This is a genomic window from Acinetobacter sp. ANC 3781, assembly GCF_004331285.1.
Taxonomy (GTDB): Bacteria; Pseudomonadota; Gammaproteobacteria; order Pseudomonadales; family Moraxellaceae; genus Acinetobacter.
This window is the reverse complement of record NZ_SJOH01000002.1, coordinates 1-16,428: the sequence shown is the minus strand read 5'-3', so window position 1 is coordinate 16,428 and position 16,428 is coordinate 1. Positions and strand designations below refer to the sequence as shown.

Annotated in this window: 16 protein-coding genes and 1 pseudogene; 6 read left to right on the top strand and 11 right to left on the bottom strand. The window is 35.8% G+C overall.

The genetic code is table 11. The features are described from left to right. Positions 1–28 precede the first annotated feature (28 nt). The 9 genes from mmlI to E0H89_RS01705 all read right to left on the bottom strand — a co-directional run bounded on the left by mmlI (position 29) and on the right by E0H89_RS01705 (position 8,246). Positions 29–355 carry a 4-carboxymethyl-4-methylbutenolide mutase MmlI gene (mmlI, locus tag E0H89_RS01745; RefSeq protein WP_250697812.1) on the bottom strand — a complete coding sequence of 109 codons (327 nt, stop codon included), beginning with the start codon at positions 353–355 and terminating at the stop codon, positions 29–31. Then, positions 355–1,620: an MFS transporter gene (locus E0H89_RS01740; protein ID WP_131214063.1), complete on the bottom strand. Its 1,266-nt coding sequence runs from the start codon at positions 1,618–1,620 to the stop codon at positions 355–357. The genes mmlI and E0H89_RS01740 overlap by 1 nt, the downstream gene beginning before the upstream one ends. Before the next feature lie 31 nt (positions 1,621–1,651). Further along, complete coding sequence (locus E0H89_RS01735) at positions 1,652–2,296, bottom strand: 3-oxoacid CoA-transferase subunit B (RefSeq protein WP_131214061.1); 645 nt, start codon at positions 2,294–2,296, stop codon at positions 1,652–1,654. Positions 2,297–2,301: 5 nt separating this feature from the next. Continuing rightward, entirely contained in the window at positions 2,302–2,976 is a 675-nt protein-coding gene (locus tag E0H89_RS01730) for a 3-oxoacid CoA-transferase subunit A (protein ID WP_131214059.1), read from the bottom strand. A 138-nt stretch (positions 2,977–3,114) separates the two neighbouring features. After that, entirely contained in the window at positions 3,115–4,008 is an 894-nt protein-coding gene (locus E0H89_RS01725) for a LysR family transcriptional regulator (RefSeq protein WP_131214057.1), read from the bottom strand. A 239-nt stretch (positions 4,009–4,247) separates the two neighbouring features. Next, positions 4,248–5,396: a CaiB/BaiF CoA transferase family protein gene (locus E0H89_RS01720; RefSeq protein ID WP_131214055.1), complete on the bottom strand. Its 1,149-nt coding sequence runs from the start codon at positions 5,394–5,396 to the stop codon at positions 4,248–4,250. Between the two features lie 4 nt (positions 5,397–5,400). Beyond that, positions 5,401–6,243 carry an HTD2 family dehydratase gene (locus tag E0H89_RS01715; RefSeq protein ID WP_131214052.1) on the bottom strand — a complete coding sequence of 281 codons (843 nt, stop codon included), beginning with the start codon at positions 6,241–6,243 and terminating at the stop codon, positions 5,401–5,403. A 23-nt stretch (positions 6,244–6,266) separates the two neighbouring features. Further along, positions 6,267–7,067 (bottom strand): HpcH/HpaI aldolase/citrate lyase family protein, encoded by an 801-nt coding sequence (locus E0H89_RS01710; RefSeq protein ID WP_131214050.1) that lies wholly within the window; start codon positions 7,065–7,067, stop codon positions 6,267–6,269. A gap of 18 nt (positions 7,068–7,085) precedes the next feature. Further along, positions 7,086–8,246, bottom strand: coding sequence for an acyl-CoA dehydrogenase family protein (locus E0H89_RS01705; protein ID WP_131214048.1), 1,161 nt, complete (start codon positions 8,244–8,246; stop codon positions 7,086–7,088). A 106-nt stretch (positions 8,247–8,352) separates the two neighbouring features. Here E0H89_RS01705 and E0H89_RS01700 point away from each other — a divergent pair, with 106 nt between their 5' ends. From E0H89_RS01700 to E0H89_RS01680, 6 genes are all read left to right on the top strand, one after another. Continuing rightward, positions 8,353–9,288, top strand: a complete 936-nt coding sequence (locus E0H89_RS01700) for a LysR family transcriptional regulator (RefSeq protein WP_131214046.1) — start codon at positions 8,353–8,355, stop codon at positions 9,286–9,288. A 671-nt stretch (positions 9,289–9,959) separates the two neighbouring features. Further along, the gene (locus E0H89_RS01695; RefSeq protein ID WP_205755850.1) at positions 9,960–10,442 is read left to right on the top strand and encodes a VOC family protein; all 483 of its coding nucleotides are present in this window, start codon (positions 9,960–9,962) and stop codon (positions 10,440–10,442) included. Positions 10,443–11,292: 850 nt separating this feature from the next. Next, the gene (locus tag E0H89_RS01690) at positions 11,293–11,883 is read left to right on the top strand and encodes a hypothetical protein (protein ID WP_131214042.1); all 591 of its coding nucleotides are present in this window, start codon (positions 11,293–11,295) and stop codon (positions 11,881–11,883) included. A gap of 263 nt (positions 11,884–12,146) precedes the next feature. Beyond that, positions 12,147–12,272, top strand: a complete 126-nt coding sequence (locus tag E0H89_RS16815) for a hypothetical protein (RefSeq protein WP_284702733.1) — start codon at positions 12,147–12,149, stop codon at positions 12,270–12,272. 125 nt (positions 12,273–12,397) lie between these two features. After that, a complete protein-coding gene (locus E0H89_RS01685; RefSeq protein ID WP_131214040.1) occupies positions 12,398–12,664 on the top strand; it encodes a hypothetical protein in 267 nt (88 codons plus the stop codon). Positions 12,665–14,105: 1,441 nt separating this feature from the next. Beyond that, the gene (locus E0H89_RS01680) at positions 14,106–14,339 is read left to right on the top strand and encodes a hypothetical protein (protein ID WP_131214038.1); all 234 of its coding nucleotides are present in this window, start codon (positions 14,106–14,108) and stop codon (positions 14,337–14,339) included. Between the two features lie 468 nt (positions 14,340–14,807). Here the strand turns inward: E0H89_RS01680 and E0H89_RS16890 are convergent. Further along, positions 14,808–14,921: pseudogene (locus tag E0H89_RS16890) on the bottom strand (tellurite resistance methyltransferase TehB); the annotation flags it as partial. A gap of 19 nt (positions 14,922–14,940) precedes the next feature. Further along, positions 14,941–15,039, bottom strand: coding sequence for a hypothetical protein (locus tag E0H89_RS16885; RefSeq protein WP_350416974.1), 99 nt, complete (start codon positions 15,037–15,039; stop codon positions 14,941–14,943). Positions 15,040–16,428: the final 1,389 nt, after the last annotated feature.

Below are 16,428 nucleotides of genomic sequence, written 5' to 3'. Positions count from 1 at the left end.
ATTGTCCTTAATATTTGAATTAAAAATTTTATATAACGTCTTTGGTTATAAATGGCTTCAACTTACCAATGAAAGTCTTGCCATGTTCAAACCAGTTTTTACGAACTTCAGAATCCATATAAGTTTGCATTTGTTGTTCATTTTCGAACCAGCATTCTCCAATAGCATCGACACCCGGCACATCAAAGAATGGAACATGAAGATCTGTCGGTTCTGAGGCAATTAAACGCACTTCATATTTATGTAAGCCAGGAATACCTTCTGACATTTCAAAGTGGCGTAAACATTCGGCATCAAACTGTTCTTTGCTCATATGTTCTGGTTTGCTGAGTAAGTAAAGAATACGAATCATCATCAAGCTTCCTGTTTCTTATAGAGAGAAGGTGTAGGTGTAAGCTCTTCTTTATTAACTTTAATTAACAAGATTGAAATAGTGGCTAAGGCATAGGCGGTTAAGCAAAACAAACCGATCGAGGGAGCAAGACCTAATGATTCAGCAAGAATACCCACACCAACGACTGATAGAGCACCAAATGATTTTCCGACATTGTAGGAAAAGCCCATACCTGTGGTACGAATATGGGTCGGGAATAAGTCTGTCAAAAATGGGCCGAGGGCTGCAAACATACCGATTGCAGAGAAACCGACAAAGAAGCCCAGTGCTAAGGTGATGTATTGATTCATTGCAATCAACATATACACCACGGTTACAATCCAGCTCAAAATAGACATACCAATCAGAGTTTGTTTACGACCCCATTTATCAGCCAGATAAGCTGTAAACATAAAGCCTGCAAATGCTCCTGCAGCCATAATTAAAATCGTAACAATTTTAGAGCTTGGACTCAGTCCACGCTCATTCATCAGGGTCGGAATCCAAATAAGAATGGCATAGCATGCTGCTTGTAAACCTATAACGAGTAAACTTGCAAAAATGGTTGAACGTAAATATTCTTTTTTGAAAATAGAACTAAAAGATGCTTTCTCAATATTTTCTTTATTTTTAGCCACATCATTTACGAATTCGACCGATTCTTTCACATTACGGCGAATATAAATCACAATTAAAGCGGGAATGACACCAGTCCAAAAAACCACACGCCAAGACCATTCGGGTGGCAGCATCGTAATAAGTATTGTGGCTACAATCACCGATCCTGCCCAACCTAAAGCCATTCCTGACTGGACAAAGCCGACAGCCTTATTTTTATGTTTTGCAGAAACAGCTTCGGCCATGAGTGCCGCGCCAACTGCCCATTCACCACCAAAACCAAGGCCTTGTAGGGTTCTTGCGACTAAAAGCTGTTCATAATTTTGTGCAAATCCTGCCAGTACGCCGAAAAATGTAAACCATAAAATGGTAAACATCAGGATTTTTACACGACCATAACGGTCGGCCAAAATACCTGCGATCCATCCGCCAATGGCGGTAACAATCAGGGCAACCGTACCAATCAGGCCAACCTGAGTTTGAGTAAGGGCCCAAGTCGCCATAATGACGGGTAATAAAAAACTAAAAATTTGCATGTCATAAGAGTCAAGTGCCCAACCTGCATAACATGCCCAAAATGTCTTTTTCTGGTTAGAATCCGATTCCTTGTACCAATTCAACATTCCCATTTACATCTCCTTTGTAAAATCGATTTATGATTTATTTCATTCTTGAAAAATCGAGTGGTATATCGGTAATACTTTGAACATACTCAGCGGTATGAGGGGCTACAATATCAATTACAAACACTTGTCCATTGTCAAAGTCAAAGGTAGCAATCTCTGTATATACACGATTCACACAAGCCAGCCCTGTTAATGGATAACTGCACTTCTCTAAAATTTTGCTATGACCTTGTTTGGTTAAATGTTCCATCATGACGTAAACATTTTGTGCACCTGAAGCAAGATCCATTGCCCCGCCTACTGCAGGAATGGCATCTGGATGTCCTGTATGCCAGTTGGCTAGATCACCATTAGCTGAAATTTGGAATGCACCCAGAATGCAGTAATCCAGATGTCCACCGCGCATCATTCCAAAAGAATCTGCATGATGAAAAAAGGCCCCTCCTTTTTTTAAATCAATGGCTTCTTTTCCTGCATTGATTAAATCCCAGTTTTCTTCACCGGCTTCTGCTTGAGTCCATTGACCCAACACACCATTTTCACTTTGTAGAATTACTTCTTTATCAGCGAAATAGTCCGCAACTAGGGTCGGTAAACCGATGCCTAAATTGACATATGACCCTTCAGGAATATCGTGAGCCACACGTTGAGCAAGATTATTTTTTTGTTGGATATCCATAATGCTTACGCTCCATGCCCATTTTTTAGGGTGACACGATCGACAAAAATTCCAGGAGTAATAATAATTTCCGGATCTAAATCACCAAGTTCACAGATTTGATCTACGGCGACTAAAGTGGTTTTTGCAGCCATAGCCATGACAGGCGCAAAATTACGTGCAGTTTTGTTGTAAATGAGATTGCCCCAACGATCACCTGTCTTGGCATAAATCAGGCTGTAATCTACGGCTAAAGCTTTCTCAAAGACGTAGCCTTGACCATCTATTTGTTTGGTTTCTTTATTTTCTGAAAGTAAGGTGCCATAAGCTGTACGTGTATAAAAACCACCAATACCACAACCAGCAGCTCTTAAACGTTCTGCAAGCGTACCTTGGGGCACAACTTCAAGTTCAATTTCATTATTGCGATACAAGTCTTCAAAAACATAGGCATCTTTTTGACGAGGGAATGAGCAAATTAGTTTTTTGACACGTTTGGCTTTGAGTAGTGCTGCAAGACCTTGATCACCATTTCCAGCATTATTGCTCACAATAGTTAAATCTTTGGCACCTTGGTCAATGAGTGCATCGATAAGTTCATTAGGCATGCCTGAACCACCAAAACCTCCAATTGCAATCATTGAGCCATCTTGAATGTCTTTGACAATATCCTTTGCCGAATTGAAAATTTTATTGATCATTTTACTGTCCTGTAACATTCGTTCTTTTCATGTTCTCTGGTAGTAAAGTTACATAGCTTGATGTTTTGCACAATTTTGAAATTTGAAAGTGGCGTTAACCTGGGGCTAACGCTATGGCAAGGCAGATTGACTGGATTATTAATGAATATGAGACTTTAAACATTCAATAAAGTCTTTAGTGAATTGACTGATTTCATTAAAGTTTATAGCGCATATTTTAAAGCCGCGATGGGCCCATTTTTCATCAATTTCTCTATGCTCGATATTCGGGTGAATATGTTGTAAACGTCTAAAAGTGGCCAAAGGAATAATGGCAATACCTGCACCTGCGGCAACCATTTGACAAATTGAGTCATAGCTTGAAACTTGCACTCGAATATTGATTTTTTTATCTAATTGTTGAGATAACTTATGTAAAAAAATTTGAATTGCGCTGCCTTCATGCAAAGTTACAACTGAATATTGAATTGCATCTAATAATGTCACATTGGTGTGTTCTAGAATGGGGTGGGTTTTGGGTGCAATTAAAATCAGTTGAGAAGAAATTAAAGGTATAGTCTGTAAATTCTTCGTATCAATATTCCCAGAAATAATTCCAAGATCGGCACGTTTATCTGCGACAAGATTGACGATATCTTCACTCAGCATTTCTTTAAGGTTTACATCCACATGAGGATGAGTAATTAAATACTCTGATAGGGCGGTGGGTATGTATTCAGTGATGGCCGTTGTGTTGGCAGCAATAGATAATTTCCCTGGGATCAGATCATTAAACTGAGCCAGTTCACCTTTCAGACATTCAATCTCATGATAAATCGATTTAGCATATTTTAAATAGATCATCCCAATTTCAGTCAGTTCAACACCTTGAGAAGAACGGTCTAAAATTTTTAAGCCTAAGACATGTTCTAAGTTTTTAATTCGATTACTAGCAGCGGGAGTAGATAAGAAAGATTTTTCTGCAGCCCGTGTCAAATTTTTGGTCTCTGCTATATTTAAAATTAACCGAAAGTCATTTAGATCAAAGTTCACAGGCTTACTCTATTAAATTTAAAAAACATAGTCTGAGTTTAAAAATTATAGTCCTTTAGTTTGGCTCTTATATAGGTTGATCAACCACCAGTTTGGTAAATTATTTATACATCTTGATAATGTATAAATAATTTAAACTTTACTGGGCATCATCTATTTTTTTAAACTGAAGAGACTATTAGACAATAGTTATGTGAAAAGAAAGATTTTGGAATTGTAATTAATTTTTACTTTTAGCTTCAAAAACCTAACTCTTTGAGAATGCTTTCAGTATGTTCACCCAGTGCGGGTACTTTCGTAAGCTGAAAATCGTCAGAATGACTTGATCCAACAGGTTTTAATGTTGGAATTTTACCCACTGGCGTGTCAACCTCAGTCCAACGTTGCCTTGCTTTTAATTGTGGATGATTCCAGACATCGGCTAATGTATTGACATTCGCATTGGCAATTTTTGCCTGTTCAAGCCTTAAAATGATTTCATTTTGGCTATAGTGTGAGAAAGTCTGAAGTATAATATCTGTTAATAATTCACGATTTTTAATTCGATTTGAATTATTGATAAAATATTTGGAGTGAGCTAATTCAGGCCTTTCCAACACCAATTCGCAAAAAGAGGCCCATTCACGATCATTTTGTACAGCAAATAATACTTGTTTATTATCGCCAGTAGAAAAGGGGCCGTATGGAAAAATGGTTGCATGAGCCGCACCAGATTTTTGAGGTTCAGGTTGGTCATCTGAAGCGTAATAAAGAGGGAAGCCCATCCACTCAGTCATACATTCAAGCATTGAGATATCAATACGTTTGCCCAATCCCGTTTTTTGTCTTTCCAGCAAAGCCGCCAAGATATTGCTATACGCATACATTCCTGCTGAGATATCGGCAATAGAACATCCTGCTTTGACATTTTCCTGTTCTGTGCCAGTAATCGATAAAAAGCCAGACTCACTTTGAATGAGTAAGTCATAGGCTTTTTTATCACGATATGGACCCGGATGTTCTGGGTCATCACCATAGCCTGAAATATCACAGATAATGAGTTGTGGAAAAGATGAATGAAGTTGCTCGAAAGAAAGTCCTAAACGAGATGCTGCGCCTGGTGCTAAATTTTGAATAAGAATGTCAGCTTTACTTAACAGGCTTTTTAATACCGGTTGGGCCTCGGTAGATTTTAAATCCAGTGCCAAGCTTTCTTTAGAGCGATTTGTCCAAACAAAATGAGAAGACATTCCTTTGACCCGTTCATCATAATAACGTGCAAAATCACCACCTTCAGGCCGTTCAATCTTGATGACACGCGCACCTAGATCAGCTAACTGACGTGTACAAAATGGTGCCGAAATTGCATGTTCCAAAGCAACGACAGTAATACCTTCTAGTGGTTTCATCTCATTATTCCTGAAATGTTAATTTTGCTTTCATAGCAATGTGTCCATCACTATGTTCAATCCATAATTCTGCAGTTTGCTCTTGTACATCGCCACAGATATAAAACTCATTAAAATCGAACACAGGTTTTACCGCACGAAATTCAAATTTTTTAATGATTTTATCTGGATATTTATCTTGTAGCGTTTGCATTAATAGAGTTGCTAGGAGTGGGCCATGCACCACTAGACCAGGATATCCTTCTACCTGCATGGCATATGGACGGTCATAATGAATCTTATGTCCATTAAAGGTCAGAGCCGAATAACGAAATAATGCAGTTGTATCCACTGAATGTTGCTGTTTAAAACTGTAATTTCGGCGAGTGCTTTCAACAGGAGTTGTTGTCGCACTAACATTGTTAGTAATAATAGTTTCTGGTTTATAAACAATATCCTGTTGCTCTTTAATGACTAACTCATCATTAGCATAAATAAAATGATTCACTGTTACAAAATAAAGCTCACCATTTTTTCCATGTTTGAATTGGATATCGGATATTTCAGAAACTCGACGTAATTCTTGCCCCACCAAAATAGGTTGAATAAATTCAAGACGACTGCCTGCCCACATCCGTCTAGGAAATGGAATAGGAGGTAAAAAATCTCCCTTCTTAGGATGACCGTCTGCAGCAATTTCAGATTGATTGACGACCGGTAAAAAATTCGCCCAATGAAACAGATGGGGCATTTCATTTACTGGCTGATCTTTTTTATTAAATAATGCTTGAAGCATGTGTATTGAGCGTTCTTCACAATGATCTTGTGAAATTTGTTTATTTCCAATCCATTCTGCAAAGTTTTGCATAACTGTCTTATCCTTATCTTTGCTTAATACGCTTGTTTTAAGATCTTTTCTGCTTTTGAAATAATGGGTTTATCAATCATTTTTCCATTTAAGCTAATCGTTTGCCCATCCGCTGCTTTTACAGCCTCAAGAACCTGTTGTGCCCATTGAATTTCTTCAGGGCTAGAATTAAATGTTTGATTGACGATTTTGACCTGAGTGGGGTGAATGCATAACTTTCCTTGGAAACCTAGTTTTTTAGCTTGTAGGGTTTCAGTCATGACTAATTCAGTATTGCCAAAATCAGCAGTGACGCCATCAATAGGATTGGCAATACCCGCAAGTTTAGAGGCCAAAGTAATTTTATTACGGAAGTACATCAACTCTAAAAAGTCACCAGACATATCCATTTCAAGTTGAAAGTCTATAGAGCCAAACATCAAGGCACGAACAGCTGGGAACTGGGCAATTTCCTCTACATGCGCCATGCCATAAGGCGTTTCAATAATAGGATAAATATCAATAGTACGAATGTGCTGAATCGCTTCAAACTCTTGTCGTTGTTCAGCTTTGGGTAAAACAATCGCAATCACATTTGAAAATTGAGCGAGTTGAATATCGTCCGCAAACCATTCGGTCTGAAAAGCATTAACTCGAATCATGACTTTTTCAGTGGGGTGGTCCAATAACCATTGCTTGAGTAATGCGCGTGATTCGAGTTTATGTTCAGTTGGAATCGCATCTTCTAAGTCAATAATCACTGCGTCACTACCGCTATTGAGCGCTTTGGTATAGCGCTCAGGACGGTTAGCAGGAACAAATAAAAATGAACGGGGCGTCTGCATTTTATTTTTCCTCAGAACTTAGAAAGAACGTGGTAAATCAAGTAAATGTTCAGCTACGTAACTTAGAATTAAGTTAGTTGAAATTGGTGCTACTTGATACAAGCGTGTTTCACGGAATTTACGTTCGATGTCATATTCATTGGCAAAACCAAAACCGCCATGGAATTGTAAGCAATGGTTCGCTGCCTCCCAGCTTGCTTTTGCAGCCAATAGTTTTGCCATATTGGCTTCAGCACCACAGGCTTGACCCTTGTCAAAAAGTTCACAAGCACGGAAACGCATCAGATTGGCAGCTTCAATCTCAATGAAGGATTCAGCAAGAGGAAACTGCACTCCCTGATTTTGGCCAATTGGACGACCAAAGACCACACGATCTTTGACATACTTTGTCGCACGATCCATAAACCAATAACCATCACCAATACATTCTGCCGCAATCAGTGTACGTTCTGCATTTAAACCATCTAAAATGTATTTAAAGCCTTTTCCTTCTTCACCAATTAAGTTTTCTTCAGGAATTTCCAGGTTCTCAAAAAATAATTCGTTAGTTTCATGATTCACCATATTAGGAATAGGCTGTACGACCATACCTGATTTCATCGCTTCTTTAATATCCACCATGAAAATAGACATCCCTTCAGATTTCTTTTTCACTTCGGCTAAAGGCGTCGTACGTGCAAGAAGAATCATCCAGTCACTATGCTGTACACGTGAGATCCAAACTTTTTGACCATTAATCACATAACGGTCACCTTTTTTGACTGCGGTCGTACGAATTTTTGTGGTGTCTGTTCCTGTTGTTGGTTCAGTGACAGCCATAGATTGTAGACGCCATTCACCAGAAGCAATTTTAGGTAAATAAAATTCTTTTTGTGCTTGAGAACCATTACGTAACAGGGTGCTCATGTTATACATTTGACCGTGACAGGCACCTGAATTACCACCGCTACGATTAATTTCTTCCATAACGACAGACGCTTCTGCCAAACCCAGTCCAGAACCGCCAAATTCTTCAGGAATCATTGCTGCCAGCCAGCCAGCATTGGTTAACGCATTGACGAACTCTTCAGGATAAGCTTTTTTTTCGTCAATTTTACGATGATATTCATCTGGAAATTGTGCGCACAAGGCACGAACAGCTTCACGAATTTCTGGGTAGTTATTAAAAGTACTTTTCACTTAAATATCCTTCTTTTGATCTCTTCTTGTTTTTGATCATATATTGTTATGGATTGGAAGTTAAAATAGTATATTTTGATGGAAGACATGCTAGAAAATTATCGAAATGGACATTAAACAATTACGTACTTTTATTACTATTTTAGAAGTTGAAAATTTAACCAAGGCTGCAGCTATGCTTAACATTGTGCAGCCTGCAGTGTCTCGGCAAATTCAAATGCTTGAAGACGAATTAGGGGTAAAACTATTTAACCGTTCTCGTCATGGTATGGCGCTGACGGATGAGGGTAAAGTTCTTGAGCCTTATGCTAGAAGGATTCTGGAAGACATTGAAACTGCCAAATTGGAGTTAACTGCAAACAAAGGGATAATTCGAGGGAAAGTTCATATCGGTGTATTGTCGAGTATTAGTGAATTACTTTCTACTTTGATTATGAATTTGATCAAGGAAAAGTATCCTGAGGTACAAGTGAAAATATCAGTGGGATATTCTGGGCATTTAAAAGAGTGGTTAGAGATGGGAGATATTGATCTAGCCTTGATGTACGACGCTACACCTTCGAAGTTAATTGATCTGACTCCGCTGGTAAAAGAGCCTCTATTTTTAATAGGGTCAGCTCAATCCACACTTCAGCATAATGAAGTTCTTGAACTTAAAAAAATAGAGAAATTTCCATTAATTTTACCTTTTCATCCTCACCGCTTACGCTCCCTGATTGAGCAGGCTTATAAGCAAAATGGATCTCACTTAAATATCTATGCTGAAACTAATGATTTGAATATACAAAAACAGCTTGTTACCCAGGGCTTTGGTTATACAATATTACCCTTAGTTTCTGTAATAAATGAGTTTAGAGCAGGATTAATTAAAGTTACTCCAATTGTAGATCCCGCATTTTCTCGGGTGATTACTTTAGCCATGCATTCTACAAGAAATATTCCCAAACATATTCGGATCATTTCACGTGAAATTGTGGAGTGTGTTGAGCAATCTATTGAGCAGAAAAAATGGCCAAAAGCTGAATGGATATATAAAAGTTAGTATATGATTTTTATTGATATAATTAAAAAAATAAGGTGTTTTAAAAAAGATTTTAAAGGGATAGGGAGATGGAATTGATATCTGGCTTTCAGATGCTGCTGAAACTATTTCAAATTGAATTAATAAGTTAAATTTCCATTTAAAAAAGGGAGAATACACTCTTATTATTGGGAAAATGACCAATAGATTGAGTGTTATTTGGCTTAACGGTTTATTGATAGTTGTAAGTAGTTTATATAAATCTGATCACTGGGTTGGATAGTTTTAGATACGGGCTTGTTCGTTTTATCAGTATATTAGCGAATAACTTCTTGTGACGGAATTTGCAGCAAAGCCCGGCTCATGATTCTATTTAGAATGAAATCGGTACTTTTAGGTATATCAGATTGGCATACCCAAATGAATTGTTTAAAAAATTATCAACATATGGTTGATTAGGCTTTATTTTCATTAGATTTCTTTATAAAACATTTATTAAGTATCAAAAAATGGCTAGTTTTAATTACTCAGATATATATTTAGATCAATAAAAATACAATTATAAAATAGGTTTATTGGATTTTTTAGTTAAATATGGAAAAGGTGTCGTATAACTTAGTTAGACCGATATGTAAGCCACATTGCAGTCATGCAAAATAGCGTAGATCGAGTCTCAATGAAGAGGTGAAATGATGAACATTGCAAAGAATACGATCTGCCTTTGGTATGAAAATGACGCTGAGGGCGCTGCGCGATTTTACGCCGAGACATTTCCGGATTCATCGGTCGGCGCAGTGCACCGCGCACCTGGAAATTATCCATCGGGAACGGAAGGAGATGTATTGACGGTCGAATTCACCGTGCTGGGTGTTGCGTGCGTTGGACTTAATGGTGGACCTGCGTTCAAGCACAACGAAGCGTTCTCTTTTCAGGTTGCGACTGAAGACCAGAATGAAACGGATCGCTACTGGAATGCGATCGTTGGCAATGGTGGCGAGGAGAGTGAATGCGGTTGGTGCAAGGATAAGTGGGGTATCTCTTGGCAGATTACGCCGATCGCCCTAACAAAGGCATATACCAGTTCTGATCGTACAGCCGCCAAACGGGCTTTCGATGCAATGATGACGATGAGGAAAATCGATATTTCTGCTATAGAAGCGGCAGTTCGTGGTTGAAATAATGGATAATTTATTCAAGTCGAGATTGCATTGTCGTATCACTTGATTCAAACCTTTGATTTCTTCTCTTAAACGCTATCTTTAGGTAAAGTTTAAACGATCACCCGATTCTACCAAACGCTCCTCCCATAGGTTTCTAATCGCTAAAATATCTTCTAAATTAATAGGTTGTGATCGGAGTTTAATTGATGAAATCGAAAAAACTCTAGGAATATAAAAAACTTTTAAAGTCAGGATTTAGAGGGTTTTTTATAATTTCCCATAATAGAATTTAACTAAATATAAAAGTTTGTAGCATGTATTTTCATTGGAATTATTGAATTAAATACCTTTTTTCGAGATCAATAATTTATTAAATTGTTATCATATTTAATTGAATATTAAATAATTTTTTCGATATACAGTTTTTTAGGTATGTAATTTATTATGTCCTAATAGTTTTATTTGTTATGGAATCTGAGCATTGTGGTACATCAGGTTGAAGTAAGCATAAAATATGATTAAAAGTAGTTAATTGATAAGAATAGCTATGCTTGATTCTGTTTTTTAGCTCTCTGATAAATAGGCTATGTAACTTTTAGGCGTTAAGAATGCAATTTTCTATTCGGAGAATATGCAGGAATATTACGACACGCGTTATAACATGATCGTTATTGTCACTGATTCCCATAGACACGGTCACCACTTTAATAGTCTGGAATAAAACTAGTCTTTAAAAAATGGTCTGTATAACAGCATTAAGCCATCGGCTTTAGAATACCGCTCACAAGCGGTTGAGGTGTCGATTGTTGGACTTGATCTTGGGATATAACCAAGTATTTTACTTATGATTCAAGGAGAACATGCCATGAATTTTCCCCAAGTATTACTTATCGCCGGATGGGTTGCGCTATCTGCATCCGCCGCTTTAGCAGCTGACCAACCCATAGCGGTTAAAGCTGGTTCAGAACAAGCTTCCTCTACAGCAGACAAGAATGCCATCGCCAGTGCAATGAGTGCTGCGCCAAAAAAAGTAGCAGCAGCGGCCACTATTGTGGCTATAGGTGCGAATGGCAAAATGCGCATCTTGCGTAAAGGCAATAATGGTTTTACCTGTATGCCGGATAATCCGACCACTCCCGGTCCAGACCCGATGTGTATGGATAAGGCAGCTTTGGAGTGGGCAGAAGCCTGGATGAGTCACAAACCCCCTACAGTGGGTAAAATCGGCTTCATGTATATGCTGGCAGGTGGCACGGATGCCAGTAACGTGGATCCCTATGCCAAGAAACCCACCGCGGGGAATCACTGGGTCAAAACTGGCCCTCATGTCATGATCGTTGGTGCAGGATCCCGCTTCTATGAGATGTACCCCAATCATGCTCAACCAGACACTGCTGTTCCCTACGTAATGTGGCATGGAACTCCTTATCAGCACTTAATGATCCCTGTGAAATAATAGTGAAAATAAGGAGACAAATAATTTATTTATGATCAAACTTTTAACTTCAGGAGTTGAGTTTAAAGAATTTTCCGGCTCGTAAAAAAATTAACCCTGTAAATTTGGATTAATTCCCTATTATACTTTTGAAAAGTATAAGTAAAATTTAAAACTTAGAAGCTCATCGAAAAGTGGGCTTTTACATTTGTGTTATAAAAATTAAACGGTGTAACTGAGTAATTATTATATTATTGATTTTTCAATCAATATAAGGATAAACAATGAAATTACTAGTAATAGTAGGATTAGTAGCAGTAGTGGGTTTAACTGCATGTCAAAAACGGGATACTGATACTTCACAGCAAGATAAAACCACTTCACCTCACTCAATGGATAAAGACAAGTAAAATAAAAATTATGATTAAATCGGTTTTAATAGAGGGCAGTGTCTAGATTAACATTTCTTCAACAAACCGCTTATAATAAGTCGGGCATATTAATCCTCAATTATTTACTTCTATAGATAATAAAAATGGATAAAAACGTTAATTTTCATTTGTTAGAACAAGTCTACAATTTTCTTGTCGTACGACCAGGATTTAAAGTAAAAAAAAATCAGGAACAATTGTTAGATTTTTTTACTGAAATTCATCAAGATCATGAATCCGGGATTAAATTTGACTCGCCTTCTAACGTTATTATTATGTTTGGCAGTCGTAAAATAGTAAATATTGATTTATCACCTCCATTAAGAAACAAAACTGATTTTTTAGAATGGGTATATAAACAATTAAATTAATACGCATCATCAAGAACTAGTGGCGTAGGAAAGCTAGTATGTCCCTTTTTAGGAAGGTTAACGAACAGAATTTGCATATAAACAGTACAATGAATAATGTGATTTTTTCTCAGTATTTTTATTATAGTTATGCCAGTAAACAAAGACAGAATAGTTAATTATAAAAAATATCTAGTCATTGTTCTTCAAATGGACAGTATAAAATTTTTACTTAAATCAAAAGCATGAAGGGACTTGATTTTTATCATACTTAAGCGAGTTTGGTTATCTATAGAAGGTATCGCGTTTTGTAGAGTCAGCCAACTTTCAGCAATTCCTCTGTATAAAACCACCAGATAAGTAAGTTTATATTGTCTCTAGTTTTACCATCAGCTGATAAAAGGAGAGAATATTTAAAGGTAGATATTTTTTAAAGAGCTAACCATAAATACATCGACAGTTTTAGATAAGAAATGAGGTCTTGGATATTTGAAAAATAACTTTTATTTTTTTGCAAATAATTATGAAGAGTAGATTGGTTATTAGCATTATTTAATCAGTGTTACTGAATGAATTAAATGAAATTTAAGCCTAATGCCGTACAAGCAATAAGGTAAATTCACTTAAAAAGAAGGGTGTTTTATTTTTTTAAATTCGCGAACAAAATTAAAAGTTTTCCGTCATTGATACTTTGTATGAAATGAATGTAAAAAACCTAAAATAACTATTGTAAATAAATCTTAATTTTTGATAAATAATAATTATTTTTTTAAGCGGAAGGTTTCTGATAAGGCTATCATTCTATGAATGCATATTTATACAGATTTTAAGAGAAAAAATCGAATAAAATAAAATTATTGATCATTGAGACGGAATCCTCCTTGTCTGATCTCATTAATAATAATTAAACATCACTATATAGCAAACGAAGCTCAAGCCTTTGATTTAGCTTTTCTGTAATTTAAACATTTATTATTCACAAATAAAAAACAACCTAAAGCAAACGATTAAAAACAGTTTGTCTATATTCTTTATACTTTGTTAATAAGGTTTTAGTGATATCTTCTAGTTATTCAAACAAAGAAATAAATAGAATAATATATAAAACAATTATTTAAATCCGCTTAATCGGCTCTATTAAGCGGATTTTTATTGCTGGGATACCTTTTCTGCAGGAGAAAGAAATACGTTTATTTATTAAAAAAGGCAGAGATATTAAATTAATTGAATCATTACTTAATCGTATTTTACCTGCCGCCCTTGCTTAGACGTGTATAGAAATAATAGTCTTATAAAGCAGAATCATGGAATCTATTATAATTAGAACCAACAAATCAGATATTGAGTTTCAAAGATATGCATGTATTCTGATTAGATAATCATTAAGTGGATAGAAGGGTTCTAAAAACATCAAACTGATCGTTTTCTGCATCTTGTTATAAGTTATAAACGGAGGTATAAAATGAAATTATCACAACAAGTAAAACAAGCATTTTTCGATTACATAGATCAAAACTATAAAGTACCAAATTATCTGTTAATAAGTTCAAGTACCTATAAATTATTGCTTGAAGAACATAGTGATTTTATTACCACTACTCCAATGGATACGGGCATTGTAGATATGAAATTTCTAGGGTGTGAAATTGGAGTCTCTCCAAATGATACCTCTTCATTTGAGTGGCAAAAACAATAATTTTATTTCATTTATCGAGGATTTAAATATTTGATAATTATCAGAATATTTAAATTTAGTTGTAATTAATTGTTGATAATATCCTTATTTGTATGTATAAAAAACAATTAAAAGCAGGGAGTGAGCGCAATAGAAATGTTTGTGACTTTATTTTCAACTTTAATGCTTATAGTTGTTATATATGGCTTAGGACAAATGGCCAATTAATATATAGATTGAATTAAAGCCACCTTCGGGTGGTTTTTGATTCTTAAATTTCTTGTTTTGTTAGACTTTCTAGACAGAGTGGTTTTACATAATTGACAACTATAACGATAGTTAACCTATGATTCATTTAGTGCAGGCTTATTTAAAAATCTATCTTTAATTAAGTTTTTGTCCTAATAGTGCGAAAATGCTGCTTGATAGGATTTCCATTTTAATCAGCATTAGAAGCTCTCCGGTATTTTTATTGTATTTTAGAAGAGTCTAGTCCTGATAATAATCACTAAACTCACTTGGTTTAAATGTAAATGGGAAACTAGGCTGAGCAGAATAATCTTCTATATTCATCTCACAAGCAATTAGATTGAAGTCCGGTGGTTTGGTTACACTTGCTGAATCATTTTTTTTGGGCTGATTCTAGAAACATCATTATGACTGTACAGCAAATGAAATCATATCGGTCATTGATGTTAATATTTTGATTCAAATCACGAATGAGTAGATAAATGCTGCTGATTTTTTAGCCTGAATAATGTTATTTAAATTCTGAATGGTATCTCTATTAATGTCTCAGGCTTCCACATCAAAGCTAGGCTGATTTAAAAGTAGAGAATTTCATCCCGAATCACAGCCTGCATCCAGTGCTTTTCCGGCATGAAGATGAGAGAGGGTAGCTAAAATTTTTGAATGAGTGGGCAACATTTAATATTTATTTAAGAAATAACTTTCAGGCTCACGGTAAAAATTTAACTGCCAGTGAAGGCTTGGACTGATAGATACAATTCTGTGCCGTGCTCGTGGGTCAATCACGAGGACGTTAATTGGGTAGCAGAGAAAACATGTTTTGATAGTATTTCTGCCACTTTATTTAAAATTGAAAAATTTAATTGGTCTTTTTAATACCCTTAGTTTGCCTATATCTCTACTTTTATATTGTGTGGTTTTCTAAAAACTTAAAGAGCTAAAGTGTGCATTCAAAGAAGAAGTGGCTTGTAGCAAATAAGTCGTTGCATAAAATCTTTTAGTAGCTATATGGCTCATTAGTATTCGCCTAATTTTGCAAATGATTTTGATAATGAAAAAATTGATTACAGTAAACCCTATTTTAATTTTTCTCATCCTATGATCTTAGATATTCATTTTAAAGATTACTTTTGGCTTAATATGATTTTAATAATTTGAAAAGAAGACGCATGGATATAACATTAAGATAAATATAAAAATCGACTTTTAGGAATAAGAATAAGTTCGATTGTCAGGGAAGGTAGTAGCTTTCATAGCGGAAAAAAGTTTTAGAAAAGCATATAGGGGTTACTTGGAAATGAATGAATGGCTTTATACAAAGCCGGTACATAGATAAAAATGACAGCTGTAATTCTTTTATTTTTTAGTTGGCTAGAATAAACGAGATAAATCAGCCTATTCCTTATTACAGTTTTCTAGGCAAATTACTCTTAGAGAATCTGCGTCAAATTTAGAAAAGTTAAAATACAGATTAGCGAGGCAGATTAAGGTGGTAAACATAATAATATAGATGCTGAACCCATAATAAAATCAGTTCAAAAAAATTATTTAAGTAGATTGTTTATACATACGATTAAAAAAATAAGTAAAAATACGATTTTTTAGCAAATTAGCCCAAAAAATAAACACTCACAACGAATGCGTGAAATAAGGGGTTGCGCCCCTCGAGAAACTGTATAGAATACGCAGCATCCCGACGCGATACAGCAAACGAACTGAGCTGATTTGGTTAAGTTGTTTATTTTATTGCGTTGAAACTTGTCTCTGACGAAGAGCAAGATAGATCATTAAGAGATTATGAAGAACAACTTGTGTGGATTTTTACCGGTTGATTGATCGAAATTATTTTCATTGATTGATG

Bases quoted from the DNA above. Each gene is read 5' to 3' on its own strand.
- E0H89_RS01680 (WP_131214038.1), top strand. From the start codon at position 14,106: ATGAAATTATCACAACAAGTAAAACAAGCATTTTTCGATTACATAGAT.
- E0H89_RS01730 (WP_131214059.1), bottom strand. From the start codon at position 2,976: ATGATCAATAAAATTTTCAATTCGGCAAAGGATATTGTCAAAGACATT.
- E0H89_RS01700 (WP_131214046.1), top strand. From the start codon at position 8,353: ATGGACATTAAACAATTACGTACTTTTATTACTATTTTAGAAGTTGAA.
- E0H89_RS01720 (WP_131214055.1), bottom strand. From the start codon at position 5,396: ATGAAACCACTAGAAGGTATTACTGTCGTTGCTTTGGAACATGCAATT.
- E0H89_RS01690 (WP_131214042.1), top strand. From the start codon at position 11,293: ATGAATTTTCCCCAAGTATTACTTATCGCCGGATGGGTTGCGCTATCT.
- E0H89_RS01715 (WP_131214052.1), bottom strand. From the start codon at position 6,243: ATGCAAAACTTTGCAGAATGGATTGGAAATAAACAAATTTCACAAGAT.
- E0H89_RS01735 (WP_131214061.1), bottom strand. From the start codon at position 2,296: ATGGATATCCAACAAAAAAATAATCTTGCTCAACGTGTGGCTCACGAT.
- E0H89_RS01740 (WP_131214063.1), bottom strand. From the start codon at position 1,620: ATGGGAATGTTGAATTGGTACAAGGAATCGGATTCTAACCAGAAAAAG.
- E0H89_RS01710 (WP_131214050.1), bottom strand. From the start codon at position 7,067: ATGCAGACGCCCCGTTCATTTTTATTTGTTCCTGCTAACCGTCCTGAG.
- E0H89_RS01685 (WP_131214040.1), top strand. From the start codon at position 12,398: ATGGATAAAAACGTTAATTTTCATTTGTTAGAACAAGTCTACAATTTT.
- mmlI (WP_250697812.1), bottom strand. From the start codon at position 355: ATGATGATTCGTATTCTTTACTTACTCAGCAAACCAGAACATATGAGC.
- E0H89_RS16815 (WP_284702733.1), top strand. From the start codon at position 12,147: ATGAAATTACTAGTAATAGTAGGATTAGTAGCAGTAGTGGGTTTAACT.
- E0H89_RS01695 (WP_205755850.1), top strand. From the start codon at position 9,960: ATGAACATTGCAAAGAATACGATCTGCCTTTGGTATGAAAATGACGCT.